The sequence below is a fragment of the Sphingomonas sp. genome, assembly GCF_032114135.1.
Lineage (GTDB): Bacteria > Pseudomonadota > Alphaproteobacteria > Sphingomonadales > Sphingomonadaceae > Sphingomonas.
In genome coordinates, this window is the sequence record NZ_DAMCTA010000003.1 from 74,662 (window position 1) to 100,942 (window position 26,281).

A 26,281-nucleotide genomic window follows, 5' to 3' on the forward strand; every position below is an offset into this window, starting at 1 on the left:
TTAGAGCTCGATCAGGCGATCGGGAAGCTCGTTCACGTCGTCGGCGGCGCGCGGGAAATGTTCGGCGAGCACCATGCCGATCTGCGCGACGGCGGCCGCCATGCCCGCGGCGGGGCGACCGTCGCGCACCTCCGCCAGCAGCGCCGCCATCGCCGCGCCCCACACTTCCGGGGTGACGCGCGAGTGGATGGCCGAATCGGCGAGGATCTCGGCCCGGTGCTCGGCAAGGCTGAGGTAGAGCAATACGCCCGTCGAACCGGTCGTGCGTTTTTCGGCTGCGGTACGGAACAGCGCCAGTGCGCGGGCATGGACCCGGCGCGTCTTGGTCGATCCCGGCGCGAGCCCAATCCGCAGCGCGTCCTTGGCAAGAATCACGCGCACGAGGAGGAAGGTGAGCGCGGTCACCACCAGTGCGGCGGTGAGATACCAGTGCGCGGGCACGGTCTGCGCCCAGGGATCGATTAGCCGCGTGTGCAGCCATTCGATCGGCCAGGGCTGCCAGGCGAGTATCGCCAGCACCAGCAGCATCGCCAGCACCGCCCAGTGGAGCGCGACATCGGCATAATCATCCGACCGGCGGGCGAGCACCGTGACGATCTCGCCGCTGGTGCCCAGCTCGGCCTGCCGTACGGCTTCCGCGACGCGCGCGCGGTCCTGATCGGTCAATCGCATCCTTACCAGCTCCCCGAAGCGCCGCCGCCACCGAACGATCCGCCGCCGCCGGAGAAGCCGCCGCCACCGCCACCGCCGCCACCGCCCCAGCCGCCACCGCCGCCCCAGCCGCTGCCATGATCGTCGTCGTCGTCGCGGTGGCTCGCCGCGCGGCCGATTTCGTTGGCGATGGTCCACAGCACGATCGGCAGCATGCCGCTATCGCCGTCGCGGCTGCGGTAGGACTGGCCGTCCCAGGGACCGGGTCGGCGCCGGCCGCCGAAGCGCGCGAGCATCGGTACGAGGATGACGACGAGGACGATGAACCAGACGAGCAGCCCGATCGGCAGCCCGCCGCCCTGCCGCTTGCGCGCAGAGGATTTGGTCGCCGCATCCTGTGCCGCCTTGACCTTTTGCTCGGCAGTCTCGAGCGGCTGCTTCATCTGCTCGCCGATCGCCTGGGCGCCGGCAACGATGCCGCCGGTTATGTCACCGGCCTTGAACTTCGGCACGATGACTTGGCTGATGATCTGGTTCGACAATGCGTCGGTCATGATCGGTTCGAGGCCATAGCCTACCTCGATCCGCACCTTCCTGTCCGCGGGCGCAACGATCAGAATGATGCCGTTGTTCGCTCCCTTTTGCCCGATCCCCCAGTTGCGGCCGAGCTGATAGCCATAGTCGGCGATGTCATAGCCTTGCAGGTCCGGTATCGTCGCGACCACCAGCTGGCGGCTGGAAGCCTGCTCCACCTCCGTCGAGAGCTGGGTGAGCTGCGCGACCTGCTCGGGAGAGAGCAGATGCGCGTCATCGACCACGCGGCCGGTCAGCTTTGGGAAGGTCGGATCGGCGACTGCCGGCAGCGGCGTCAGCACGAGCAGGGCCAGCAGGAAACGCAACAGGATCATCAGCTGATCTCACGAAGAATGGAAGTAGTGCCGGCGTCGATTCCATCGGCCATCGCGCCTTTCCGGAAACGCGGCAGGATATCGTTCTGGATGATGCGCGCGGCCTCGACATCGGTCAGCGCCTTGCGCAAGCCATTGCCGACTTCGATCCGCACCTTGCGTTCGGCGGGGGCGACAACCAGCAGCACGCCATCGTCATAGCCGCGTCTGCCAATTCCCCATCCATCGCCGACCCGCTGACCGAAATGTTCGATCGGTTCGCCCGCAAGACTTGGTACCGTCACGATAACGACCTGGTGGCAGGTGCGCACTTCGGCCTGCGCAAGCCGCCGAGTAAGGCTGGCGACCTGAGCAGGCGAAAGGAGGTGCGCGTTATCCACTACCCTGCCGGTCAGTCGAGGCAACGGCCGCTGGCGCTCGCCGGCGCCAGCCACCGGCGGTGCTGGCGTCACCTTCGCAACAGGGCAGCCGTGCAGCAGCACGGCGCTCGCAAGGAGCGCCGCGTGGATCAGTTGCCGTTCCCGAAGTTCACCGTCGGCGCGACGTCCGCGCCGGCCTTGGCCTGGAACGGCGTCAGCGGCTTGGCGCCGTAGAAGATCTTGGCGCCGACCGCGTCGGGGAAGGTGCGGATGCGCGTGTTATAGGCCTGCACCGCCTGGTTATAGTCGCGGATCGAGATGGTGATCCGGTTCTCGGTACCTTCGAGCTGGCTCATCAGCGTGGTGAAATTGCCCTGGCTCTTCAGGTCCGGATAGGCCTCGGTGGTCGCGAGCAGGCGCGACAGCGAGCCGCCGAGCTGCTGCTGTGCCTGCTGGAACTGCTGGACCTTGTTCGCATCGGTCAGGTCGTTGGCGGTAACCTGCACCGACGTCGCCTTGGCGCGCGCGTTCATCACATCGGTGAGAATCTTGCCCTCGGACGCGGCGGCGCCCTTCACCGTCGCGACGAGGTTGGGCACCAGATCGGCGCGGCGCTGATACTGCGCCTGCACATCGGCCCACTTCGCCTTGGCATTCTCCTCGGCGGTCGGCACGCTGTTGAGCCCGCAGGCCGAGAGCGACAGGGCTGCGATCGGCACGAGTGCGGTACGAAACTTCATGGGGAAGCAACCTCCAAATCCCATCAACGGGGTGTCTTATACGACGCCCACACCGGCGGACGGAAGCGAAATCGGACGGCGGGGGTTGGCGCGGGCGGGCGACTTGGGCAAGGTCGCGCTGCCTTCGGAATGGGAGAGATGGCGAATGTTGAAGGATTTCAGGTCGTTCATCGCACGCGGCAACGTGCTCGATCTCGCGGTGGGCGTGATCATCGGCGCGGCGTTCGGCACCATTACCAAATCGCTCACCGACGACATGATCATGCCGCTGGTCGGCTGGATCTTCGGCGGAGTCGATTTCTCGGGCTATTTCCTGCGGCTGGGCGCAATCCCGGCGAGCTACACGGGGTCGCCGTCCAACTATGCCGCGCTCAAGGAGGCAGGGGTGCCGCTAATCGGCTTCGGCGCGTTCGTCACCGTGGTGATCAACTTCCTGATCCTGGCCTTCATCGTCTTCCTGCTGGTGCGGACGGTGAACAAGGTGATCGCCGCCGCCGAGCGCGACAAGGCCAACGGCGATGCGCCGCCCGCCGCCGATCCGGCCGATGTGGTCCTGCTGCGCGAGATTCGCGACGAGCTGAAGAAGCGCAACGCGGAGGCTTAAGCCGCCGCGAGTTCCTCCGCGGCGGCATCGGCGAGGCTGGTGCCATCGAGGATGCGGGCGGTTTCGTCGCGCACCCGGGCCATGGCGCGGCGGATCGCGCAGGCGGCCTCGTCCTTGCAGTCGTTGCACGGACGATAGGCGGTGCGGCTGACGCAGGGGACCAGCGCCAGCGGTCCCTCGATCACGCGGATGATCTCGCCCAGCGAGATCAGGTGCGCCGGACGCGCGAGGCGATAGCCGCCCATCTTGCCGCGGGTGGAGACGAGGAAGCTCGCCTCGCGCAGATCGGCGAGGATCAGCTCGAGAAACTTGCGGGGCACATTTGCCTCGGCGGCGATGCGGTTCATCGGCACGGGCGCGCCCGCGATCGGCTGTTCGGCAAGGAAGAGCATTGCGCGGAGCGCGTAGCGGGAACGCTGCGTCAACATGATGCTTTCTCCATGCCCGCCGAATGGGGCAGTGTGAAGACGCTTAATCCGTGCAACCTGACCTTTTCATTAAGCGCGAAGCCCCTATATAGGGTCCTGCCGGGTTCGCCCGGCTATGGCGATAAACAATGGCGTATAATAGATGCAGCGGACCCGGGGGCAGTACCCGGCGGCTCCACCATAAAAGGTGGTGTATCTGGACACCGTTTCTGACGGGGCCGAACCAGGATCGACGTGTATTGAAAAGCGCTGTCTTCGCTCGGAATGGGACCACCGCAACGGCCCATCACACAAGTGCCAACGATAACGAAGCACTCGCTATTGCGGCGTAACCTCACGGCCTAACGGCCTAAGGTTATTCTAAAATGCGCGGTTCGGGCCACACCGGGCAACAGAAGTGGATTCCAGCGGCCGCCAGGGGGGCCGGGCAACAGAACCCCCTGGACCTACCTCCAGGATCCCCGCCGATCAGAGGCTGTCGAGCCACGGCTCCACGGCGGCGAAATGCGATTCCCAGCTGGGCATCATATAGCCCTGCACACGGGCAAGCTGCGCCTGGCGGATGTCGCCTTCCTGCAGATGATGCGCGATCGCGGCGAGCCAGGTCGCACCGTCCAGCGGATCGCAATAGATCGGCAGATCGCCCGCCAGTTCGCGGAAGACCGGCAAGTCGCTCGCCACCACCGGGGTCCCGACGCCGAGCGCTTCCACCACCGGCAGGCCATACCCTTCCGCGAAGCTGGGCATCAGCAGCGCGCGGGCGCCGCGCAGATAGCCGGCGAGCGCGGTATCGGCGCAGTCCTCGATCACCTGCACATGGCCCTGCAACATCGGCAGCCGATCGAGCATCGCCAGCGCGGTCTGCGCTTCCCAGCCGCGCTGGCCGATGATGATCAGCTTGGGGCAGGCGGCCGCATTGTGTTCGATCAGCCGCCGCCAGAGTTGGAGCAGCAGGACATGGTTCTTGCGCCCCTCGATCGTGCCCAGCGTGACGAAGTAGGGGCGGTCCAGCGCGATCGGCGCCGCATCGTACGGGAGCGGATGGCCGCCGAGCAGCGCCGGCAGCATCGGCGGACAGGGCTTGCCTTCGCCCGCCGCGAAGGCGGTAAACTCGTCCAGCGTCGCCTGGGAATTGCCGATGATCCCGGCAGCGCTCGCCAGCGCATTGGCCATGCGGCGATGATGGCGGACATCCTCCCCGATCCGGCAGAATTCGGGATGGGTGAGGGGGATGAGGTCGTGGATCAGATAGATCGGGCGCACTTCGGCGCGCGCTGCCCAGGCGACGAGCCCCGTCGCATCCAGCCCGGTATGGCCGACGTTGAGATACAGCCGGTCGAGACCGAGCTGCCCGCCCCGCTGCGCGACCACGGCGCGCATTGCCAGCCGCGGCGCGCGGCTGCGGAACTGCGGGCCGCCCTCGCGAATCAAGTGGAAGATCGCATCGGACAGCGCGGGGGTGAGTATCTGGCGCAGATTGCCGCGCTGAACCACCGCCTGTGCGCGATCGGCGAACCGCTCGACATAGGCGAGGCATACACGGTCGATTCCGGTCGGCAGGCGTCCGGTCCAGGTCCGCCAGATCAGACGGCTGATATCGATGAGAAGATCGCGCTGCATCGCTGTGGGGAATCAGTCCGTCGGGCCGGATCGAGCGATCAGAGAAGCATGCATGGTCACGATACGGCCTCGCTTGCGCCTGCCCAACGGACAAATCAAGACGTTGATGCAGGCCAAGGCAATGCGTAGGACGCGCGGTAGCACCGGCCGATCATCGGTGAAGACGAGTGAGACTGTGATGGCGCGACGTATTCTGATGCCGCTGTTCCTTGCATCGCTCGCGGCCAATCTGGTCGCGGCATTGCTGGATCCGAGCTGGTGGGCAATCCCGGCCCTGCTCGCCGGCTGGTACGCCGCCGATCTCGCCTCGGGCCTTGTCCACATGTACATGGATTATCGCCCGACGCCGGCGGGCAGGGGTCTGGACGCGCTGTATTTCTACCCCGGTTCGCGCGAATCCGATCATTACAAGGCGCTGTGGCGCGAGCGCATGGCGAAGGTGGGCCCGCTCGACCGGCTGGTCTATGACTTCAAGAACCACCATCCGCGCCCCGATGCGCTGGGTCGCCGCGATCTCTGGCGGTTGATCGGCAGCACGGTGATCCTGGGGGCGCTGCCCTTTTCGGTGCTGCTCAACGTGCTGGCCTTTACCGGGCTGGTGCCCGGCTGGGTGGCCGCGGGGGGTGTGGCGCTGCTGGTCGGCGGTGCCTTTGCGCAATATTTCCACGGGTCGCTGCACCGCGCGCACAACCCGTGGATCGTGCGGGCAATGCGGCGTTGCGGCCTGCTGATGACGCCCGCGGCGCACCAGCTGCACCACGATACGCTGCAACGCGACTTCGCGACGAATTGCGGCTGGTCGAACCCGCTGGTCAATCGACTGTTCCTGGCCGGGCGCCGCCGCGGCTGGTTCGACGATGCGGGGCTCGAGCCGACCGCCTAGATGAACAGCGCGGTCTCGCTGACCCGGGCGATCTCTTCCATCGGCTCGCCGAGCAGCCGTTCGATGCTGTTCGCGACCAACGTCTCGGTCGCCGACTCGCTCGCCAGACCGCCCCGCACCAGGCAGTGCGCGTGCAAGACCCGGCGGAAGGCGTCGTATAGCGCCATGTCGGGCGCCTGCGGGGCATCCCAGAACCGGTCGAGATGGCCCTGATGGGTCACGCCCGGTATGTCGTAGATCGCCTCGCCCAGCACGATCACGGGCTTGCCGGCGGCGAGCGCGAGCGTTCCCGAGGTGCTGTTGACGCACACCATCCCGCGCGCTTCGCGTGCCAGGCGGCTCAGGTCGCCGCCTTCGAGATGATGGACGCGGTCTTCGATGCCGAGCGCCCTGGCACGCTTGTGCAGGAAGGTCCGCCAGTTGTGGAAGCCGCAGTCGAGCGGATGCCCCTTGACCAGCAGATGCGCCTCGGGCGGGGCGCAATGGGCGAAGCTGTCGAGCACATAGTCGGCCGCGGTCATCATCGTCCCGAAGGGCGAATGTTCGCGGATCTGGTAATCGCCGGTAAGCTGCAGCGGGAACAGGAAATAGGGTTTGCCCGCAACCGCTGCGAGCGTCGCCTGCGCCTGTGCGGCACGGCGGCGGCTGAGCGCGAACTTGCGCAGCCAGCCAAAGCCCTCGACGATGATCAGGCCCTTGCGGTGCGATCGGTAGAAGGGAAAGCGGAATCGCCCGGTGATCACCCGGTGGTAATACCAGTAGGAATCGCGCGCGCGTCGCCCGAAGCTGGCGGTGATCGTCGGCAGATCGGGCAGCGGCGGCAGCGTGCGCGCCCGATCGAGCAATATGGCGGGATCGCGCTCCAGCGTCGAATGGCCGTTTACGCCATCGGGCTCCAGCGTCATCCAGTCGGGCCGGATATAGCCTTCCTCATAGACGTGGATCGCCACGCCGCGCAGCTTGGCGAGCTGGTGCGCGGCCATGTGCATCGGGCGGCAGTCGCCATAGAGCACCAGATCGGTGATGTCGTGTTCGCGGATGAAGCGATCGAAGAAGATCGGCCACGCCCCCGTGCGGCCGCAATAGTCGACGGCACCCTCGGGCCAGTCGTACCGATCGCCGCCGTTGAGATTGATTCGGTGCACCGCGCAGCCGCGCGCGTGCAGTTCCCGACTCAGCTGCCAGAAGAACGGACCCGGGGGACCCTGAAGAAAAAGAAAGGATCGGCGTAACGGCCGCACATGCTTCATCGCCCGGTTCCCTTGCGCGCGAAGCTGCGTCTAGCCTTCCCTTGCAAGGTACGCAATCGTTCTAGCAACGTCGGCGTGGCAGCGACATCGGCAATCATGCGATCGACCAATAGTTCCACCGGACAGGGCAGGCGGGTGACCGGATCCAGATAACGCGGATACAGAATCAATACTGCGGCGACGAGCTCGGTGAGGCTGCGGCGCGCGGCGCGCCGCTTCGGAATTGCGGCCAGATCCCGAGTAAGGCCCCACCCCGCATAGAAGGGGATGCCGTGGGTAAAGACCTGCTTCCCGCGCAGCAACGCCTCGAATCCGGCCAGCGAGGTGAGCACGTGGAGCGCGTCGACCATGTCCAGCAGCGCGGAGATGGGGGCGGCGCGCTCGATATGGTCCGCATACACCCGCGCCTTCGAGTCCTCGATTGCGCCCTTGCGGTGGCCTGCCTCGACGTCGGGGTGTGGCTTGTAAATCAGATAGGCATCAGGTTCGGCCGTGCGCGCGGCGACGAGCAGATCCAGATTGGTCCGCCCCGCGGCACCGCATAGGACGGAGCGATCGTCCTCCACCTGCCCGGTAACCAGCACATGGCGCCGTTCGCCCGCAGGGCGCGTGAGCGCAGCACCGCCACGGCCATATTTGCTCAGACCCTCCGCGACGATGCGCGCGATCAGCGCCTCCGCGCGGGCGAGCAGCGCGGGCGGGAACGCACCGTGCTGGATCAGAGTCTCGAGATCGCTCGGCCGACTGGGATCGAAATGCACGCCGCTGCGATCGACCGCGATCGACAGGGGTGGGACGCAATTCGCGCCGAGGCCGACCGATCGCACGAAGCCGTCCTCGATCTCGCCGACGACGCCGCCCGCAGCATCGATCCGCGCCAGCATCGCCGGTGGGACGCGCGAACGCCAGAGCAGCGTCGTTCCGGCCGCCCCGCCGCCCGCCCGATAGCGCGGCCCGCGGCCGCCGCCCCACAACAGCGCCTCCACCGTCTCGCGCTTCCAGCCGGCGACGCCGAGGACGCGGGTGACATCGCGATTGGCGTCGATCAGCGCGCGCCATTCGCCGAGCAGCGTCAGGATCTGCGCGATCGGGGCGGACCCTCCGGTGAACGGGTCGCGGTATCGGCGACCCGCCAGCAGTTCGCCCGCAACAACGCGTTCGAGCGCCGCCGGATCGCTCCCGTCCTTCAGTGCCGAAAATCGCCCGGCGCCGAACAGGCGCAGTTCGCAACCTGCGAGCGCCGCGACCAGCGCGATCTCGTTATCGGCATCGGCGAACACCGTCTTGGCATGCGCGACCAGCCACCATGGATCGGCGGCGCCGGCGCGCATCAGCCCCGATTGCGTCGCCCCCGTCGAGAACCCCCGCACCCCCGCATCACCCGGCGCGGCGCCCAGCATCGTTCGCAACTGGGCGACCGTGCGCGGTGCGAAGAGCAGGTCGCGCGCCGTGCCGAGGTCCGGCTGCGCCTGCCAGAAGCCGCCGCCGACGCGAAGCGCCCGCAGCTGCGCGATCACCGCTGCGGGATCGCCCGCCGCCGTGTCGACAGACGATTCCTCCAGCGGGGCGATTCGCGCCCGAGGGAAGGGCGGCATGCGCAGAAAGGCCGGCACCGGCCGCGGCATCAGGCGATCCCGCGGGTCGCGAGCGTCGCCTCGATCGGCGCGAGATCGGTGGGATTGTTGAGCTCGATCGGGTCCCAGCCGGGTGCATCGAGCACGATCACGTCGATCGGAATCCCGTGGTGGAGGAAGCGCAGCTGCTCCAGTCCTTCGGCCAGTTCGGCGGGGGACGGCGGCAGTGCACGGTAGCGGCGCAGCGCCTCGGGCCGATAGGCATAAAGGCCGAGATGCAGCAGCACGGGATTGTCCGCGTCCTGCGGCGGTGCGGCCAGGAAGGGCAGCACGCGCTTGGAGAAGTACAGCGCGCGGCCGGCAGCATCGGTCACCGCAGTCGTGCCGCCACTCCGGCCCGCCGCCTGGTCGGCGAGCAGATGGGTGTAGACGGTCGCGGAACACCGCATGGCGACGGTGGCGACCGCGCAGTCGGGATGCTGCTCCATCCGGTCGGCCAGCGCCGCGACGAAATCGGGCGGGGTCAGCAGTGCGTCGCCCTGGAAGTTGATCACGTAATCGGGCGCGATGCCGAGCGCATCGATCGCCGCGGCGACGCGTTCGGTGCCATTCGCGCAGGATTCGGGAGTCATGACCGGCGCTTCGCCCAGCGCCCGCACTGCGTCCGCGATCCGCAGGTCATCGGTGGCGACGTGCAGCGGCAGATTGCGCCGCGCCGCGTGCGCCGCCGCGATCGTCCGCGCGATCAGCGGCTGTGCGACGCCCGTCGCGCCGCGTACCGGCGCCAGCGGTTTGCCGGGATAGCGCGCAGAGGCATAGCGCGCCGGGATCACGATCACGCCGCCCGGCGTTCGCATCGTTTCCATTGCGGGCATGGTCAGGCGCCGAGCCGCAGATCGTGGATGTGCAGCAGCCCCCAGGGGCGGCGCGATCCGGCCTTCTCCATCACGAACAGCACGGTGATCTTGTTCTCCTGCATGCGCGCGACGGCCTCGTCGACGGTCGCATCCTTGGTAATGGTTACCGGATCGCGAGTCATCAACTCGCCCGCCACCGCCAGCAGCATGCGATCGAACGAGCGACGCAGATCGCCGTCGGTGATCACGCCGATCAGGCCGCCCGCGGCATCGACCACGCCGGCGACGCCCTTGCCGCAGGACGTCATCTCCAGCACCACGTCGCGCGCGCTGGTATCCGCGCGCACCAGCGGCAGCGGTTCGGTACGGCGGATCAGCGCGCCGAGCGTCTGCAGGCCCCACCCGATCCGACCGCCGGGATGCCAGTGGGCCAGCTCGTTGCGCGAGGTGCCGCGCATCCGCATCGCCGCCACCGCCAGCGCGTCGCCCAGCGCGAGCATCATCGTCGTCGATGTCGTCGGCGCGACCCCTTCGGGGCAGGCCTCGCTGCATTCCGGCAGCCGGAGCGTGATCGACGCGTTGCGCGCCAGCATCGATTGCGCACCCGCGGTCATTGCGATGACCGGCACCAACAGACGCTGCGCATGGGTCAGCACCGCCGCGACCTCGGGCGTTTCGCCCGAATTGGACAGCACGATCAGCACGTCGCCGCTGCGCATCACGCCCAGGTCGCCGTGCGAGGCCTCGCCAGGATGCAGATAATAGGCGGCGCTGCCCGTCGCCGAGAGGGTGGCGGCGATCTTGCGGGCGATGTGCCCGGACTTGCCCATGCCAGCCAGGATGATGCGGCCGCGCGCGCCGACCAGCAGGTCGACCGCCGCCGAGAAATCCGCACCCAACTCATCGGCGAGCATCGTCAACGCGGCGGCTTCGGTACGAATGACGTCCGCGCCATGGTCGATGATGGTTTGTACGCTGCTTACTTCCATGCCCTTCCTCTCGTGATCTCCGTGCTCGCCGGTACCCATCGGAAAACATCCGATCCGGCAGCTATCAATCACGCCCGTTGTGCGTCTCGCACCCGACAAGCTCTGACGCAAGACCAACTGTCCTGTTCAATCATCGAGCACCAGCTTGTCACCTGCCGGTTGCCAGGGTTGTCCCGCCCAATGCTGAAAGCGATCACGGATACGCCACATCGTGTCTATCCGACGCTCCGCAATTCCTGGCACACTGAGCAGATCTCCACCGGTCCACGGCACGAACGGGTTGCGTCGACTGAACGACCAGAGCTCCAAGCGACGGCTTGGCCGGGTCGCGGCAACCCGCGCGTGAAAGCCGCACGTATCGGCGACGATCAGCGTGTTGGCGGGCACCGGAAAGCGCTGCGCGGGGGGCAGGCCCATGCCCGGCAGTTCGTCCGGCGAAACGCGCAGCGACCCGCGCGACGAGAGATAATCATCGCTGGTGCCCGCGATCAGGCTGCGGGCATGTTCCCAATCGAGCCGGGCAGGCGTCATCCGATGCGAGCCGGGAACGTAGGAAAACGGCCCGTCCGCCTCTTCGACATCGTTCAGGAAGAACCAGGTCTTCAAGGTCGGGTGAAAGGTGTCGGCATGCAGGTTGGTCTGCGGATCGGGTTCCGGGACGCCGCTGTCGGTCAGGATCGTCTGGATGTAATGGAGCGGCTCGCTGCGGAAGCTGCCGACATAGCGGCACAGCGCGCGAAACCGAGTGTCGCGAAGCAGCGCCTCTGCCTGGGGGATCGCCTGCAGGAATGCCGGCCCGATCGCGATGCGCCGCGTGATGGTGTTGCCCTGGCGCATCTCGCGCGCCGCGAAACGCTGCGCCAGCACTGCGTCGCGCAGGGCGGCGAACGCCTCGGGCGGGAGGAAATCGCGGACGATGACGAACCCATCGCGATCGAACGCTTCACGGTCCGCCTCGGGCAGGCCGGCAGTCAGACGGGCGCGACGGCGCCAGGCGAGCTGATGCGCGATCCGTGCCCGGGCGCGATGCAGGCCGCGGGCATTGAGGCGGCGCGATCCGAGGATGGGGTTGTCGCGGAACGACTTGGCGCCGGTGGCAAGTTGGGCGACCCACCAGGGGGCCGCCAGCATCGAAGGCATGCTAGATCTCACTCGAACGCGATGGTCTGCGACCCATCCTGATTGCTGCGGCGCAACCATATTGTCCGTTCCGCCAAAAAGCCGCGACGGTCAAGCTGCAGATCTGCGCTTTCGCGTAAACTGGCGGAAAAAGCTTTCGCTTGAGCGGTTTACGCGGCCAACGCCGGTGCCCGCTCGGTCGCCTCGATCCAGCCCCCGCCGAGCACGCGGTCGCCGGCATAGAGCACGGCTGCCTGGCCCGGCGCGACGCCATATTCGGGCATTTCGAACACCACCCGGTCCCCCTCCATCCGCGCCGGCACCGGCTTGGCGAGGCTGCGGACCTTGGCGGTCATCGGCCCGGCATAGTCGCCCGCCAGCCAGTTGATGTTCTCCAGCCGCGCGGCGGCCACCGCCAGCGCGCGCCTTGGGCCGACGACGACGCGTTTGGTCTCCGGCTCCAGGCGCAGGACATAATAGGGCTCGGGGGCGCCGCCGATCTCCAGCCCGCGCCGCTGGCCGACGGTGAAGTGGATCAACCCGCGATGCGTGCCGAGCCGCGTGCCGCGCTCGTCGACAATCTCGCCCCCCGCCTCGGCCTCGGGGCGCAACTTCTTGACCAGCGTGGCATAGTCGCCGTCGGGTACGAAGCAGATGTCCTGGCTGTCGGGCTTGCCGGCCACGCCCAGCCCCAGCTCGCCGGCGAGCGCGCGCACGTCGGGCTTGGGCAGCCCGCCCAGCGGGAAGCGCAAATAGTCGAGCTGGCCCTGTGTGGTGGCGAACAGGAAATAGCTCTGGTCGCGCGCCGGATCGGCAGCGCGGTGGAGCTCGGCACCCGCCGGGCCCACGACCCGCCGGACATAGTGGCCGGTGGCGAGGCAATCGGCGCCGAGGTCGCGCGCGAGCGCGAACAGATCGGTGAACTTGGGACCCATGTTGCATTTCACGCAGGGGATAGGGGTGCGGCCCGCCATATATTCGTCGGCGAAGTCGTCGATCACCTGCGTCTGGAAGCTGCTGGCGTGATCGAAGACGTAATGCGCGATGCCGAGCTTGTCGCACACCGCGCGCGCGTCGCGGATGTCGCGGCCGGCGCAGCAACTGCCTGCGCGGCCCACCGCCTCGCCATGGTCATAGAGCTGGAGGGTGATGCCAATCGTCTCGGCACCGCTGCGCGCCGCCAGCGCGGCCACGACAGACGAATCGACGCCGCCGGACATGGCGACGACGATGCGCCGCCCCGAAAGCGGCTCGGCTAGCTGAAAATCACCGGGGTTCATGGCCGCCCAGATAGGACAGGCCCGTTCCGGATGCCACCCGGGTCGGTCGGAAACCTGCCAGACATGGAAGTTAAGCCGAAGTTTTCGGCGCCTTTACGGCCCTTTCAGCACTCGTCGCTTATACTCCGGGCTCGAAAGACGACTGGAAACGCATTGGTGGACTTGAGTTTTGCCCATCCGAACCGCGACTTGGGCACTGCGATGCTCCCTACGGGGCTGGCGGTGCTGATGGCGATGGTGACGAGCCGGCAGGCCGCCAGCTGCACCGCGCGTATCCAGACCCGGCTTTCGATGCCGCTCCCCGTGGCAGCACTGCTCGCGCCGGTCGATGGCTGTTTCCATCGCGCCGCCGCCACCGCGCTGCACCAGTGGGGAGAGGCGTGAAGCGCGCGTTTACCTTGCCATTTTAGCCGATGTTCAAGGCAGGCGGATAAAAGCCGTTTCACCGATGCGTAACAGGGGCGGCCGGCCCCGAAGAGGTTTGGTAGATGATTGAGAACCAGAAGATCCGTCCTGCCAAGGTGATCGGCCCGCTCGGCGAGCCGCTGACCCTGGACAGCCTGCCGCCGCCGAACACCACCCGCTGGGTGGTCCGGCGCAAGGCCGAGGTCGTGGCCGCCGTCAATGGCGGGCTGCTGACCGTGGACGAGGTGTGCGATCGCTACGGCCTCACCGTCGAGGAATTCGCCGGCTGGCAGCGCGCGATCGATCGCTCGGGCATGCCCGGCCTGCGCGTCACGCGGATCCAGCATTATCGCTCGCTGTACGAGCGCCAGCAGAAATTCTGATATTTTCGTTTTTCCGCCCGAAAGTTCCCTTGACAAGGCAAAATATCGCTGCGGAACCAAATATGCACGTCGCGTATTTTCCCTTCCGTCGCCCGGGTCGCCGGGCTTGTAAAGGAGGGACCAATGGTAGGATTTATCGTTTGGCTCGTCATCGGCGGCGTCGTCGGTTGGCTTGCTAGCATCATCATGCGTACCGATGCCCAGCAGGGCGTCTTCCTCAACATCGTCGTCGGCATCGTCGGCGCCTTCGTCGGCGGCCTGCTGTTTGGCGGCAACATCAACAGCGGCGTGATCACCCCGATGACCTTCCTGGTCTCGCTGGTGGGTGCGGTCATCCTGCTCGCGATCGTTAACCTGGTGCGTCGCGGCGCGGTGCGTTAAGCATCCCGCTTCTGCCAGATTACAAAAAAGGGCCGTCCCAGCCGGGGCGGCCCTTTTTTTCATGTCCGGATCATTTCAGCAGGAATCGCACCGAGACGCTGGCGGTGACCTTCTGCTCGCCGGGCACGATCGCGGTATCGGCCTCGGCCATCATCGCCTTGCCGCGCATCAGCATCGGCACCGGCTGCGGCATCTGCGGCATGCCGGCTTCGGAAATCAGCAGGATGCGATCGACCTTGAGCCCCGCCGCCTGTGCGTAGAGCGCGGCGCGCGCCTTGGCCTTGGTGATCGCATCCCGCCGGGCTTCGTCTAGCGCGCCGTCTTCGTCGGCCAGCGTCAAATTCGGTCCCGAAATGTTGTTGGCACCCTGCGCGACCAGCGCGTCGAGGATCGTACCGCTCTTCGCCACGTCGCGGAAGCGCACGGTCAGCTGGTTCGATGCCTGATAGCCGGTGATCACCGGCGGCTTGTTCTCCTGGTAGCGATATTGCGGCGCGAGGTTGACCGAACTGGTCTGCAGGTCGCGCTCGGCGATGCCGGCCTTGCGCAGCGCGCCCAGCACGGCGCTCATCCGCGCGGCATTCTGCTGCATCGCCTCGCCCGCGGTCGGCGCGGTGGTGACCACCCCGGCCTGGATCAGCGCGAGATCGGGCACGCGGGTGCTGGTGCCCTCGGCGACGATGTCGAGCACGGTGCCGTCGGCCGGGATCGGCTGGGCGGCCGGCTGGACTTGCGCGAACGCCTGGGGCGCGGCGGCGAGCGCGAGCAGCGCGGCGAGCGGCAAAGAGCGGATCATGGGGATGTTCCTCCTGTGGTTTGTCGTCATCCTGCCTCGGCTTGTCGACGCCTGCAGACGAACGCAGGCTGAACGAGGCAGCGGCAACAAACGATTGGTGTTACTTGCAAGCCCCGGCACAAGCCGCACTTTTTCTTGGGTGTCACTTGCGCGGATACATGCAACCGGGCATGCCGCCGCGCGTTGCTACACCGGCCTTGCCGCCGGTGATATATTCCTATAATACAGTGCGACGAGGGGCGTGTACGCGCTCCGGACGAGGTGGGCGCATGAATTACGAGGCAGGGATGTTGGATCGGCAGGAGCAGCTCGGGTTCGAGGGGGAACCGGCGCGGCGCGGACGCAAGTGGCTGTGGATCGGCCTGGGCGCCTTCGTGCTGGTCGTGATCGCCGGCTTCCTGTTGATGCGCCCCGCCAGCAAGCCTCTTCCCGCGGCGAAGGGCGGCAAGGACCAGAGCCAGCTGCTCACCGTCACGGTGTCCGCGCCGGGGCAGCAGACCGCCTCGACGATCGTCACCGGCACCGGCAGCCTCGCCGCCAAGCGCGAGATGCCGGTGGGTGTGGCGGGCGAGGGCGGCCTCGTCACCCGCGTGCTGGTCGATGCCGGCAGCTGGGTCCAGAAGGGGCAGGTACTCGCCGTGGTCGATCGTTCGGTGCAGGCGCAGACCGCCGAATCGCTTGCCGCGCAGATTCGCGTCGCCGAGGCCGATGCCAAGCTCGCCCAGGCGAATCTCGAGCGCGCCGAAAAGCTGGTCGGAAACGGATTCATTTCTCGCGCCGATATCGATCAGAAAACCGCCGCGCGCGACCAGGCGCTCGCCCGCGTCCGCGTCGCCAGGGCGCAGCTCGCCGAGACCCAGGCGCGCAATCGCCGGCTCGACATTCGCGCACCCGAAGCCGGCCTGGTGCTTGCTCGCCAGATCGAGCCGGGCCAGATCGTCAGTTCGGGCTCGGGCACGCTGTTCCGCATGGCGATGGACGGTCAGCTCGAGCTGCGCACCCAGCTTTCCGAATCCGATGTCCAGAAGCTCCATGTCGGCGCGCCGGCGGAAGTGACGCCGGTCGGCAGCCAGACCAGCTTCCAGGGCCAGGTGTGGCAGGTTTCGCCGGTGATCGACCCCACCAGCCGCCTCGGCATCGCCCGCATCGCGCTGCCCTACAACCCGGCGCTGCGCCCCGGCGGCTTCGCCAGCGCGCGCATCGTCGCGGGCGCGGTGACCTCGGTTATCCTGCCGCAGTCGGCGGTGCAGAGCGACCAGCTGGGCACCTATGTCTATGTCCTCAACGACAAGAACGAAGCGGTGCGCCGCGACGTGAAGACCGGCGACGTATCGGATCAGGGCGTGCGGATCGCCAGCGGGCTGACCGGCAACGAGCGCGTGGTGATGACCGCAGGCGCGTTCCTCAATCCGGGCCAGAAGGTCATTCCCCAGCTGCAGAAGAAATAAGGGATCGGCGCGATGAGCTTTCGCAACATCTCGGCCTGGGCCATCCGCAACCCGGTCCCGCCGATCGTCCTGTTCCTGTTCCTCACCATCGCTGGGCTGGTCAGCTTCAGCCGGATGGACGTGAACAACAGCCCGGACATCGACTTCCCGATCGTGTGGGTCTCGATCAGCCAGCCGGGCGCCGCGCCGAGCGAGCTCGAGACGCAGATCACCCAGAAGGTCGAGAGCGCCGTCCGCAGCCTGCAGGGCATCGATGAGATCAACTCGACCGTCTCCGAAGGCAACACCCAGACGGTGGTGCAGCTGGCGATCGGCACCCCGATCGATCGCGCGGTGGAGGACGTGCGCAGCGCGATCCAGCAGATCCGCGGCAATTTGCCCGATGGCATTCTCGAGCCGCAGGTCGGCCGCGTCGACAGCGCCAGCAGCAACGACATCGCAAGCTTCACCGCCACCGCGACCGACATGACGGTCGAGCAGCTCTCCTGGTACATCGACAACACCGTTTCCAAGGAGCTGCTGTCGATCAGCGGCATGGCGGCGGTACAGCGCAACGGCGGCGTGACCCGCGAAGTCAGCGTCGTGCTCGATCCGGTCAAGCTCGCCAGCTATGGCCTGACCGCCAGCCAGGTGAACCAGCAGCTCCGCCAGGTGAACCTCAACGCGGCGGGCGGGCGCGCGCAGATCTCCGGCTTCGAACAGTCGCTCCGCGTCGTCGGCAACGCCAAGGACGCCTATACGCTGGGCCAGAGCCAGATCGCGACGGGTACCGGCCGCACCGTGCGCCTCGCCGACATCGCATCGGTGAAGGACGGCTATGCCGAGCGTCGCAACTTCGCGCGCTATGACGGGCATCCGGTCATCTCGTTCGACATCCAGCGCGCCAAGGGCGCGTCGGACGTCACCATCTACGAGGAGACGCAAAAGAAGCTGCAGGCGCTCGAGAAGAACAACCCCAAGGTGCATTTCGAGCTGCTCGACAACAGCAGCAAATACGCCAACGAGCAGTTCGACACCGCGATGGAGGCGATGATCGAGGGCGCGGTGCTCGCCGTCATCGTCGTGTTCCTGTTCCTGCGCGACTGGCGGGCGACCGTGATCTCGGCGCTGGCAATCCCGCTTTCGGCGATCCCCAGCTTCTGGTTCATGGACATGATGGGCTTCACGCTCAACCAGATGACGCTGCTCGCGCTCAGCCTGGTCGCGGGCGTGCTGGTCGACGACGCGATCGTGGAGATCGAGAACATCGTCCGCCACATGCGAATGGGCAAGTCCGCCTATCAGGCGTCGATCGACGCCGCGGACGAGATCGGCATCGCGGTGCTTGCCACCACCATGTCGATCGTCGCGGTGTTCCTGCCGGTGGGCCTGATGCCGGGCATCTCGGGCCAGTTCTTCAAGAATTTCGGCCTGACCGTGGTCGCCGCGGTGCTGATGTCGCTGGCGGTCGCGCGCATGCTGACGCCGATGATCGCGGCCTATTTCCTCAAGGCGCACGGCCATGTCGAACATGGCGGCGGCGTGATGATGCGTATCTATGTGCGTCTGCTCGAATGGACGCTGATGCACCGCTGGGTGGCGATCCTCGCCTATGTGCTGTCGCTGGGCGGGACGATCGGCCTGCTCGTCGGCATGCCGCAGACCTTCCAGCCCGCGCAGGACCAAGACAGCGTGACGGCGACGATCGAGATGGTGCCCGGCACCACGCTCGAACAGACCGATCGCGTCGTCCAGCAGGTCGCAACGATTCTCCGCGCCGAGCCGGGGGTGCAGCATACCTATGCCCGCACCTCGGTGGGCAATGGCCGCGTCACCGCCGATCTTGCGGAGAAGAAGAGCGCTGAGCGCAAGGAAACCAGCACCGAATTCGAAAAGCGCGTGGCGCCCAAGCTGCTCGCGATTCCCGATGCCCGGGTCAATTTCCGCTCGCAGTTCGGCTGGGGCTCGTCGGGCCGCGACCTGACGATCACGCTGGGCGGCGAGGATCCCGAGCTGCTCAACAAGACCGCGCTTACCCTGATGAAGCAGATGGAGGGCCTCAAGTCGGTCGTCGCGCCGCGCATCTCGGGCGATCTGCAGCGGCCGGAAATCGTGATCTCGCCGCGGCTGGACCTGGCGGCCGATCTGGGCGTGACCACGGCGGCGCTGTCCAACGCGATCCGCGTCGCGACGCTGGGCGACATCGAGCAGAACAGCGCGAAATTCTCGCTGTCCGATCGCCAGATCCCGATCCGCGTCGCGCTCGACCAGGATTCGCGCACCAAGCTCGACACGCTGCAGAACATGCGCGTGCAGACCCAGACCGGCGGTTCGGTGCCGCTGTCGGCGGTGGCGGACATCCGCTTCGCCGCGGGGCCGACCAAGGTCGAGCGTCTGAACCTCCAGCGCCGGCTGGTGGTGGGGGCCGACCTCGCGATGAACCCGGCGACGGGCAAGCCCTATGTCTCGGGCGACGTGATGAAGGAGATTCACAATCTCCCCGTCATGAAGCAGCTGCCGGTGGGCGTGGCCGAGATGACGGTGGGTCAGGCCAAGTGGCAGGGCGAGATGATCCAGAACTTCATCGTCGCGCTGGCCTCGGGCATCTTCCTGGTCTTCGCGGTGATGGTGCTGCTGTATCGCCGCTTCGTCTCGCCGATCGTCAACATGGGCTCGCTGCTCAACGCGCCGCTGGGCGGGCTGATCATGCTGGCGATCCTGGGGATGCCGGTGTCGCTGCCGGTCTATATCGGCATGCTGATGCTGTTCGGCATCGTCGCCAAGAACTCGATCCTGCTCGTCGACTTCGCGCTCGAGGAGATGGCGAAGGGCGTGTCCAAGATGGAGGCGATCGTCGATGCCGGGCGCAAGCGCGCCCAGCCGATCGTGATGACAACCATCGCGATGGTGGCGGGCATGGTGCCGACCGCGCTCTCGCTCAACGGCGACTCCTCGTTCCGCGCGCCGATGGGCGTGGTGGTGATCGGCGGGCTGATCGTCTCGACGCTGCTCACGCTGGTGATCGTGCCCGCGCTGTTCAGCCTCGCGGTGGGTCTGGAAGGCTGGCTGGGGCCGCGGCTCTCGCGGCGGCTGCTCACCTATCGTCCAGGCGACGATGGCAGCCGGGTGTTGGGGCCGGTGGGGGCGCCTGGCGCGATCGACCACAAGCCCGGCGACGACGGGGTACAGCCGGCAGAGTGAGCGACTAGGCTCTAAATCCCCCTCCCGCTTGCGGGAGGGGTTAGGGGAGGGTGCGAGAGGGTAGCGGGCGGAGCGGTGGAAAAGGTGGCTGCGACCGCAGCGCTCCTTCTTCCAGGTTCGCCCTTGCCTCCAGCACGCACCCTCCCCCTGCCCCTCCCGCAAGCGGGAGGAGAGTTAACCCTCTGGCAACGCTGCCCCGGCGTCCCCACATCCTGTCCATGACTGCATATTCCCTGCTCGATCTGGTGCCCGTCGTCCAAGGCGGCACCGTGGGCCAGGCGCTCGCTAACGCCGCCGACCTTGCCGCCCATGCCGAGAAACTCGGCTTCCAGCGCTACTGGATGGCGGAGCATCACGGCATGGAGGGGATCGCCAGCGCGGCCACCGCGGTGGTGATGGCGCATGTGGGGCATGCCACCAGCACCATTCGTATCGGCGCGGGCGGGATCATGCTTCCCAACCATTCGCCGCTGCAGGTGGCCGAGGCGTTCGGTACGCTCGACGCACTGTTCCCCGGCCGCATCGACCTGGGCCTGGGCCGCGCGCCGGGGTCGGACCAGCGGGTGTCGGCCGCGATCCGCCGCAATCTCGAGAGCGACGGCAACGACTTCCCGCAGGACGTGATGGAGCTGCAGAGTTATTTTGCCGATGACGGCCGCACCGGCATCCGCGCGACCCCGGGCGCAGGCGCGGACGTGAAGCTGTGGATCCTCGGCTCAAGCACCTTCGGCGCGCAGCTCGCCGCCGCGCTGGGCTTGCCCTATGCCTTCGCCTCGCACTTCGCCCCGGGGCTGCTCGACGAGGCGATCGCGGTCTACCGCCGCAACTTCCGCCCGTCCGAGGCGCTGGCCAAGCCGCATGTGATGCTCGGCTTCAACGTGTTCGGCGCGGACAGCGACGAGGAGGCGGAATATCTCGCCAGCTCGCAGCAACAGGCGTTCGTCGCGATCCGTACCACCGGGCGCGGCATCCAGCTGCCGCCGCCGGTGAGGGGCTATCGCGAGAGCCTAGGTAGCCAAGGCAATGCGATGCTCGATCAGGTATTGTCGGCGTCGGCGATCGGCGGCCCCGCCAAGGTGCGCCGCGAGATCGAGGCCTTTGTCGAGCGCACCCAGGCCGACGAGCTGATGCTGACCAGCGCGATGTTCGACCATCAAGCCCGCAAGCGCAGCCTGGAGATCGCCGCCGAGGCGATGCGCGCGGTCGAGCCTGCCTGAGGAACGGGCGGCGCATGCCCCCGCAGCACCGCCCCCTTTGCCGGTCAGGCGAAAGTATCGAGGACCAGACCGGTCGACTTGGTGCTGCTGCTCCTGCTGGTGTCGCCCGACGCCGAATAGCTGGTCGTCTCCTCGGCCTGGTCGCGCAGCTGCTTCAGGAATTGCGAAACCGCGTCGCCCGCGGCGTCTGCGGTCGTCGTGGCGCTGGCGTCCGTGTCGGCGTCGGCATCCTGCGCGGGCGGCGGGCCTTCCGGACCCTTGCCGCCATGGGCGCCGTGCGGACCGTGCTTGCCGCCCGCACCCTTGGCGAACATGCTCTTCAGCTCGGTCGCCTGGTCCTCGGTGAGCGTGCCGTTGTCGACCTGGCCCTGGATCAACGACTCCATCTTCGTCTTCATGTCGCCCGACGGCTTGGTGCCGCTGCTCCGCTCCGAGGCGAGGCTGGAGTCGATCGAGTCGAGCGCGGTCGACAGCGCGCTCTGATCGGTCGCGCTGATCTCACCCGACGAAGCCGCGCCGGAAATCCGATCGTTGATGCGGTCGCGCGGCGACGGCATCGCGGCGCTGGTGGTGGAAAGTGCAGAGATGCTGCTCATGGTTGCCCTTCAATGGGGAACATTCCCCACCGCAGTTTACACCATATCGGTTAAACAACCGTTGCTGTGTCGCTTAGGTTCTGCGCGCGATATCCACGAGCCGCAGCGCAACGATCGCCGATTGCACGGCGCGCATCACAGTGGAATTTCACGATGTTGCAGGTGCGAAATCAGCCCGCGGCGGGCAGGCGGAGGCGAACGAGCAGGCCGCCCAGATCCTCGCTCTCCTCCAGGCTGACCGTGCCGCCATAGATTTCGGCGACGTCGCGGACGATCGCCATGCCGAGGCCGGTGCCGGGCTTGCCGGTATCGAGCCGCACGCCGCGATCGAAGATGCGGATGCGATCGGCCTCGGGAATGCCCATGCCGTCGTCCTCCACCAGGATCTCGACAAAGCCCGCCTCGAGCCGTGCGGTGACGAACACGCTACCGCCGCCATATTTGGCTGCGTTCTCGACGAGGTTGCCAAGGATCTCGTCGAGATCCTGCCGTTCGATATGCGCGACCGCGTCCTTTACCCCGTCCACATCGATGCGGACATTGGGGTAGAGCCGCGCCACGGCGCGCTCGACCGCCTCGATCGACGGCCATACCTCGGCGCGGCTGTGCGCGCTGCCGCGGCGGCCGACCGCCCGCGCACGGGCGAGATGGTGGTCGATCTGCCGCCGCATCGTCCGCGCCTCGCGGATCACGGTGTCGGGAAGATCGTCCTGGCCCGCCGCGGCGGCATTCATGATCACGCTGAGCGGGGTCTTGAGCGCGTGCGCGAGGTTGCCGGCATGGCGCCGCGCCTCCTCGGCCTGGCGATCATTATGCTCGACGAGCGCGTTGAGCTCGTCGACCATCGGCCCGACTTCGGCCGGCATCGGCCCGCCGACCCGCTGCGTCCGCCCAGCGCGCAGGCTGGCGATCTCGCGGCGTACCTTGCGCAGCGGCCGCAGCCCGTACCAGGTCTGCAGCGCCGCCATCGCCACCAGCCCCAGGCCGAGCAGCGCAAAGCTGCGCACCAGCGTGCGGCGGACGGTGGCGATCTGCGCGTCGAGCACTTCGCGGCTTTCCGCGACCTGAAAGCGCCAGCGCACCGGCGATCCCGGCAGCTTCAGATCCCGCTCGGCGATCCGCAACTTCTGATCGGCAAACTGGTTGCTATCGTAGAAGTGCATCTCGCGATCATTGTGGACCTGATCGACGCGGAGCTTGCGGTCCCACAGCGAGCGCGACGGAAACGGCTCGAAGCCCTGGCCGCTGATCTGCCAATAGGCCCCCGAATTGGGCTCGAGGAAGCGCTGGTCGGCGAGTTCGCGGTTGAGCACCACTTCGCCATTGGCCCCGACCTCGGCCGAGACGATCATCGACGAGACGAGGTAATCCAGCTGGTCGTCGAAATTGCGGGTGATCGCGCTGGTCAGCACCCGGTCGAGCGCATAGCCGCCGCCGACGAGCAGCAGCAGGATCCAGGTGGTCGCCACCAGCAACATCCGCCGGCTGACCGAGCCGGTGACACGCACCGGCCGGCGCTCGCGCGGGTCGGCTTCGGCGGACGCGGGTGCGGCCTCGGATTCCTCGCCGGAGATCAGCGTCGCGTCCACCCGCCCGGCCTCAGGTGAAGCTGGCTTCGTCGAGGCTGTAGCCCAGGCCGCGGATGGTGGTGATCACATCGGCGCCCAGCTTCTTGCGGATGCGCGTGACGAACACTTCGATCGTGTTCGAATCGCGATCGAAATCCTGGTCGTAGATATGCTCGATCAGCTCGGTGCGGCTTACCACCTTGCCCTTGTGGTGGAGCAGGTAGCTGAGCAGCTTATATTCCTGCGCTGTCAGCTTCACCGGCTCGCCGGCCTTGGTGACCTTGCCCGAGCGCGTGTCGAGGCGGATGTCGCCCGCAGTCAGCTCGGCCGAGGCGTTGCCCGAGGCGCGGCGGATCAGCGCGCGCAGCCGGGCGATCAGCTCCTCGGTCTGGAACGGCTTGGCGACATAATCGTCGGCGCCGGCATCGAGCCCCGCCACCTTGTCCGACCAGCTGTCGCGCGCGGTGAGCACCAGCACCGGCATGGTGCGGCCTTCCTTGCGCCAGCGATCGAGCACGGTCAGCCCGTCGATCTCGGGCAGGCCGAGGTCGAGGATGATCGCGTCATATTGCTCGGTCGAGCCGAGGAAATGGCCTTCCTCGCCGTCGGTCGCGAGGTCGACGGCATAGCCCGCGCCCTCGAGCGCGGTGCGCAGCTGGATCCCGAGATTGGGTTCGTCCTCGACGATCAGAAGTCGCATTCGCTGTCCCGTCCTTTTCTAAGCTGCTCAGCTGCCCATGCGCCGGAGGATCTGGCCGGTATGGCCGTCCACCTCCACCCAGATCACCGATCCATTGCGCAGGAACTTGAGCGTGTAAACGTCGTGCTCGGGATCATAGTCGAACCCGAGATATTGCGCGCCCGGCATGCGCGGGATGATCCGCCGCTCGATCTCGCGCGCGGGCAGATTCTGGCCGCGAAGCCGCCGCTCCCGCGCCGCACGCTGGCCGTCATCCTGTTCCGCGCCGATCGGGCGCGCGAGGACCGGGCTCGTGAGCGCGAGGCTCGCAAGACACGCGATCAGAACGGGTTTGACCAACATCGGCATGGGAATGGCATAGGGTCCGGGCATTGAATAGCCCCTGAACATGCCCGTCAGCCGCGGTTCGGCAATTGTGGCATTGGTGCATCGTCGCCCCCCATGCCTCGCCGCTTGCGGGGAGGCGCGCCGCCTCCTAGGTGCTGCACCATGGCTGCTCCGGTGCTTTCCTATGAAGGGCTGGGTCTCGTTCAGGGATCCGGCTGGCTTTTCCGCAATCTCGACCTGCATGTCGGCGAACGCGATCGGCTCGCGCTGATCGGCCGTAACGGCGCGGGCAAGACGACGCTGCTCAAGCTGATCGCCGGCGCGATCGACAGCGACGAGGGCCGCCGCACCATCGTGCCCGGCACCCGCGTGATCCTGCTGGAGCAGGAGCCCCGCATGCTCGGCTGCACCACGCTGATGGACTATGTCCTCTCCGGCGACGATGCGCCTGCCCAGCATGAGGCCGAGGCGATCGCCGACCAGCTCGGCATCGATCTCAGCCGCGAAGCCGCCACCGCCTCGGGCGGCGAGCGCCGCCGCGCCGCCATCGCCCGCGCGCTGGCGCAGGATCCGGACGTGCTGCTGCTCGACGAGCCGACCAACCATCTCGATCTCGGCGCGATCGAATGGCTGGAAGACTGGCTGACGCGCTACAAGGGCGCCTTCGTCGTCATCAGCCACGATCGTACCTTCCTCACCCGCCTCACGCGCCAGACGCTGTGGCTCGATCGCGGTTCCATCCGCCGCGCCGAGATCGGCTTCGGCGGGTTCGAGGCGTGGACCGAGCAGGTCTATGCCGAGGAGGAGCGCAACGCGCAGCGGCTGGATGCCAAGCTCAAGATCGAGGAGCATTGGCTCCAGCGCGGCGTCACCGGCCGCCGACGCCGCAACCAGGGGCGCCTTTCCAAGCTCAAGGAGATGCGGGCCGAGCGCGCGGCGATGACGGGCCCGCAAGGCACCGCCGCGCTCGCCACCGCCGCGGACGGCAACCAGACCAAGGTGGTGATCGACGCCAAGCACGTCACCAAGCGCTTCGGCGAGCGGACGATCATCAAGGACCTGACCTTCCGCGTCACCAAGGGGGACCGGATCGGCATCGTCGGATCGAACGGCGCGGGCAAGTCGACGCTGCTCAAGATGCTCACCGGCGAGCTCCAGCCCGACGAGGGCACGGTGAAGCTCTCCCAGACGCTCGATGCGATCATCATCGACCAGCAGCGCAGCCTGATGGCGCCCGACAAGCGCGTCCGCGACGTGCTGGCGGACGGCGGCGACTGGATCGACGTGCAGGGCGCGCGCAAGCACGTCCATGGCTATCTCAAGGAATTTCTGTTCGATCCCAGCATCGCCGAGGCGCGGATCGGCACGCTCTCGGGCGGCGAGCGCTCGCGCCTGCTGCTCGCGCGCGAATTCGCGCGGCCTTCCAACCTGCTGGTGCTCGACGAGCCGACCAACGATCTCGACCTCGAGACGCTCGACCTGCTCCAGGAAGTGATCGCCGATTATGCCGGCACGGTGCTGATCGTCAGCCACGACCGCGACTTTCTCGACCGCACCGTCACGGTGACGCTCGGGCTCGACGGCAGCGGCACGGTGGACGTGGTGGTCGGCGGCTATGCCGATTGGGAAGCCAAGCGGCGCCCGAAGAACGAAGGCAAGAAGGCGAGCAAGCCCGCCGCGGCAACGCTCGCGCCGGAAGCGCCCAAGGCGCGCACCAAGCTCAGCTACAAGGACCAGCGTGACTACGAGCTGCTGCCCAAGCGCATCGAGGAGATCGACCAGATCATCGCCCGCGACGAGGCGGCGATGGCGGATCCGGCGCTCTACACCAAGGATCCGGCGAGGTTCGCCAAGCTGAGCGACGGCATCGCCAAGCTGCGCGACGAAAAGGACGCTGCCGAGATGCGCTGGCTGGAACTGGCGGAAATGGTCGAGGGGCTGGCATAAATCCCAAAAAGCCCCCCCTTCAGGGGAGGGGTTGGGGTGGGGCCTGACAGAGCCTAGCGTCCGACCGTCCT

General features: G+C 67.2%; 26 protein-coding genes and 1 other RNA gene. 10 read left to right on the forward strand and 17 right to left on the reverse strand.

Annotated features, from left to right (window positions below; genetic code table 11):
- Genes RT655_RS16120 through RT655_RS16135 form a run of 4 tightly spaced genes read right to left on the reverse strand, consistent with a single transcriptional unit; the run spans position 1 to position 2,658 of the window.
- Positions 1-672: a hypothetical protein gene (locus RT655_RS16120; RefSeq protein WP_313538650.1), complete on the reverse strand. Its 672-nt coding sequence runs from the start codon at positions 670-672 to the stop codon at positions 1-3.
- 2 nt (positions 673-674) lie between these two features.
- Positions 675-1,559: a TPM domain-containing protein gene (locus RT655_RS16125; protein WP_313538652.1), complete on the reverse strand. Its 885-nt coding sequence runs from the start codon at positions 1,557-1,559 to the stop codon at positions 675-677.
- A complete protein-coding gene (locus RT655_RS16130; protein ID WP_313538654.1) occupies positions 1,559-2,041 on the reverse strand; it encodes a TPM domain-containing protein in 483 nt (160 codons plus the stop codon). The genes RT655_RS16125 and RT655_RS16130 overlap by 1 nt, the downstream gene beginning before the upstream one ends.
- Before the next feature lie 26 nt (positions 2,042-2,067).
- Positions 2,068-2,658 carry a LemA family protein gene (locus tag RT655_RS16135; protein ID WP_313538656.1) on the reverse strand — a complete coding sequence of 197 codons (591 nt, stop codon included), beginning with the start codon at positions 2,656-2,658 and terminating at the stop codon, positions 2,068-2,070.
- A 145-nt stretch (positions 2,659-2,803) separates the two neighbouring features.
- On the opposite strand from RT655_RS16135, the gene mscL reads away from it, so the two are divergent.
- Positions 2,804-3,262 (forward strand): large conductance mechanosensitive channel protein MscL, encoded by a 459-nt coding sequence (gene mscL, locus RT655_RS16140; protein WP_313538658.1) that lies wholly within the window; start codon positions 2,804-2,806, stop codon positions 3,260-3,262.
- Here mscL and RT655_RS16145 read toward each other — a convergent pair.
- On the reverse strand, positions 3,259-3,690 hold the full coding sequence (locus tag RT655_RS16145; RefSeq protein WP_066721336.1) for an RrF2 family transcriptional regulator: 432 nt from the start codon (positions 3,688-3,690) through the stop codon (positions 3,259-3,261). The two genes, mscL and RT655_RS16145, sit on opposite strands and share 4 nt — an antisense overlap.
- Before the next feature lie 59 nt (positions 3,691-3,749).
- Here RT655_RS16145 and ssrA point away from each other — a divergent pair.
- Positions 3,750-4,097: a transfer-messenger RNA gene (gene ssrA / locus RT655_RS16150) on the forward strand.
- A 61-nt stretch (positions 4,098-4,158) separates the two neighbouring features.
- Here the strand turns inward: ssrA and RT655_RS16155 are convergent.
- A complete protein-coding gene (locus tag RT655_RS16155) occupies positions 4,159-5,310 on the reverse strand; it encodes a glycosyltransferase family 1 protein (RefSeq protein ID WP_313538661.1) in 1,152 nt (383 codons plus the stop codon).
- A gap of 178 nt (positions 5,311-5,488) precedes the next feature.
- Between RT655_RS16155 and RT655_RS16160 the strand changes: the two genes are divergently transcribed.
- Entirely contained in the window at positions 5,489-6,193 is a 705-nt protein-coding gene (locus RT655_RS16160; RefSeq protein WP_313538663.1) for a fatty acid desaturase CarF family protein, read from the forward strand.
- Here RT655_RS16160 and RT655_RS16165 read toward each other — a convergent pair.
- The 6 genes from RT655_RS16165 to mnmA form a co-directional block, all read right to left on the reverse strand.
- Positions 6,190-7,443, reverse strand: a complete 1,254-nt coding sequence (locus tag RT655_RS16165) for a capsular biosynthesis protein (RefSeq protein ID WP_313538665.1) — start codon at positions 7,441-7,443, stop codon at positions 6,190-6,192. The two genes, RT655_RS16160 and RT655_RS16165, sit on opposite strands and share 4 nt — an antisense overlap.
- Positions 7,440-9,068: a beta-3-deoxy-D-manno-oct-2-ulosonic acid transferase gene (locus RT655_RS16170; RefSeq protein WP_313538667.1), complete on the reverse strand. Its 1,629-nt coding sequence runs from the start codon at positions 9,066-9,068 to the stop codon at positions 7,440-7,442. Before RT655_RS16170 ends, RT655_RS16165 begins: the two co-directional genes overlap by 4 nt.
- Positions 9,068-9,883 carry a 3-deoxy-manno-octulosonate cytidylyltransferase gene (locus tag RT655_RS16175; protein WP_313539128.1) on the reverse strand — a complete coding sequence of 272 codons (816 nt, stop codon included), beginning with the start codon at positions 9,881-9,883 and terminating at the stop codon, positions 9,068-9,070. Before RT655_RS16175 ends, RT655_RS16170 begins: the two co-directional genes overlap by 1 nt.
- Positions 9,884-9,894: 11 nt before the next feature.
- Positions 9,895-10,863, reverse strand: a complete 969-nt coding sequence (locus tag RT655_RS16180) for a KpsF/GutQ family sugar-phosphate isomerase (protein ID WP_313538669.1) — start codon at positions 10,861-10,863, stop codon at positions 9,895-9,897.
- Between the two features lie 126 nt (positions 10,864-10,989).
- A complete protein-coding gene (locus RT655_RS16185) occupies positions 10,990-12,003 on the reverse strand; it encodes a phytanoyl-CoA dioxygenase family protein (protein ID WP_313538671.1) in 1,014 nt (337 codons plus the stop codon).
- A 149-nt stretch (positions 12,004-12,152) separates the two neighbouring features.
- A complete protein-coding gene (mnmA, locus tag RT655_RS16190; RefSeq protein WP_313538673.1) occupies positions 12,153-13,262 on the reverse strand; it encodes a tRNA 2-thiouridine(34) synthase MnmA in 1,110 nt (369 codons plus the stop codon).
- Positions 13,263-13,418: 156 nt separating this feature from the next.
- Here mnmA and RT655_RS16195 point away from each other — a divergent pair, with 156 nt between their 5' ends.
- The 3 genes from RT655_RS16195 to RT655_RS16205 all read left to right on the forward strand — a co-directional run bounded on the left by RT655_RS16195 (position 13,419) and on the right by RT655_RS16205 (position 14,431).
- Positions 13,419-13,646 carry a hypothetical protein gene (locus RT655_RS16195; RefSeq protein ID WP_313538675.1) on the forward strand — a complete coding sequence of 76 codons (228 nt, stop codon included), beginning with the start codon at positions 13,419-13,421 and terminating at the stop codon, positions 13,644-13,646.
- A 104-nt stretch (positions 13,647-13,750) separates the two neighbouring features.
- Positions 13,751-14,050, forward strand: a complete 300-nt coding sequence (locus tag RT655_RS16200) for a DUF1153 domain-containing protein (RefSeq protein ID WP_066721323.1) — start codon at positions 13,751-13,753, stop codon at positions 14,048-14,050.
- A 123-nt stretch (positions 14,051-14,173) separates the two neighbouring features.
- Positions 14,174-14,431, forward strand: coding sequence for a GlsB/YeaQ/YmgE family stress response membrane protein (locus RT655_RS16205; RefSeq protein ID WP_093298446.1), 258 nt, complete (start codon positions 14,174-14,176; stop codon positions 14,429-14,431).
- Between the two features lie 70 nt (positions 14,432-14,501).
- Here the strand turns inward: RT655_RS16205 and RT655_RS16210 are convergent, their stop codons facing one another.
- On the reverse strand, positions 14,502-15,227 hold the full coding sequence (locus tag RT655_RS16210) for an SIMPL domain-containing protein (RefSeq protein ID WP_313538678.1): 726 nt from the start codon (positions 15,225-15,227) through the stop codon (positions 14,502-14,504).
- 269 nt (positions 15,228-15,496) lie between these two features.
- Here RT655_RS16210 and RT655_RS16215 point away from each other — a divergent pair, with 269 nt between their 5' ends.
- From RT655_RS16215 to RT655_RS16225, 3 genes are all read left to right on the forward strand, one after another.
- The gene (locus RT655_RS16215; RefSeq protein ID WP_313538679.1) at positions 15,497-16,675 is read left to right on the forward strand and encodes an efflux RND transporter periplasmic adaptor subunit; all 1,179 of its coding nucleotides are present in this window, start codon (positions 15,497-15,499) and stop codon (positions 16,673-16,675) included.
- A gap of 12 nt (positions 16,676-16,687) precedes the next feature.
- Entirely contained in the window at positions 16,688-19,855 is a 3,168-nt protein-coding gene (locus RT655_RS16220; RefSeq protein WP_313538681.1) for an efflux RND transporter permease subunit, read from the forward strand.
- Between the two features lie 218 nt (positions 19,856-20,073).
- The gene (locus RT655_RS16225) at positions 20,074-21,072 is read left to right on the forward strand and encodes an LLM class flavin-dependent oxidoreductase (protein WP_313538683.1); all 999 of its coding nucleotides are present in this window, start codon (positions 20,074-20,076) and stop codon (positions 21,070-21,072) included.
- 44 nt (positions 21,073-21,116) lie between these two features.
- Here the strand turns inward: RT655_RS16225 and RT655_RS16230 are convergent, their stop codons facing one another.
- The 4 genes from RT655_RS16230 to RT655_RS16245 form a co-directional block, all read right to left on the reverse strand.
- Positions 21,117-21,668, reverse strand: a complete 552-nt coding sequence (locus RT655_RS16230) for a hypothetical protein (RefSeq protein ID WP_313538685.1) — start codon at positions 21,666-21,668, stop codon at positions 21,117-21,119.
- A gap of 170 nt (positions 21,669-21,838) precedes the next feature.
- A complete protein-coding gene (locus RT655_RS16235) occupies positions 21,839-23,146 on the reverse strand; it encodes an ATP-binding protein (protein WP_313539130.1) in 1,308 nt (435 codons plus the stop codon).
- Positions 23,147-23,267: 121 nt separating this feature from the next.
- Entirely contained in the window at positions 23,268-23,936 is a 669-nt protein-coding gene (locus RT655_RS16240; protein WP_064310484.1) for a response regulator transcription factor, read from the reverse strand.
- A 27-nt stretch (positions 23,937-23,963) separates the two neighbouring features.
- Positions 23,964-24,284, reverse strand: a complete 321-nt coding sequence (locus RT655_RS16245) for a hypothetical protein (RefSeq protein WP_313538688.1) — start codon at positions 24,282-24,284, stop codon at positions 23,964-23,966.
- 141 nt (positions 24,285-24,425) lie between these two features.
- Here RT655_RS16245 and RT655_RS16250 point away from each other — a divergent pair, with 141 nt between their 5' ends.
- On the forward strand, positions 24,426-26,210 hold the full coding sequence (locus RT655_RS16250; protein ID WP_313538690.1) for an ATP-binding cassette domain-containing protein: 1,785 nt from the start codon (positions 24,426-24,428) through the stop codon (positions 26,208-26,210).
- Positions 26,211-26,281 lie beyond the last annotated feature (71 nt).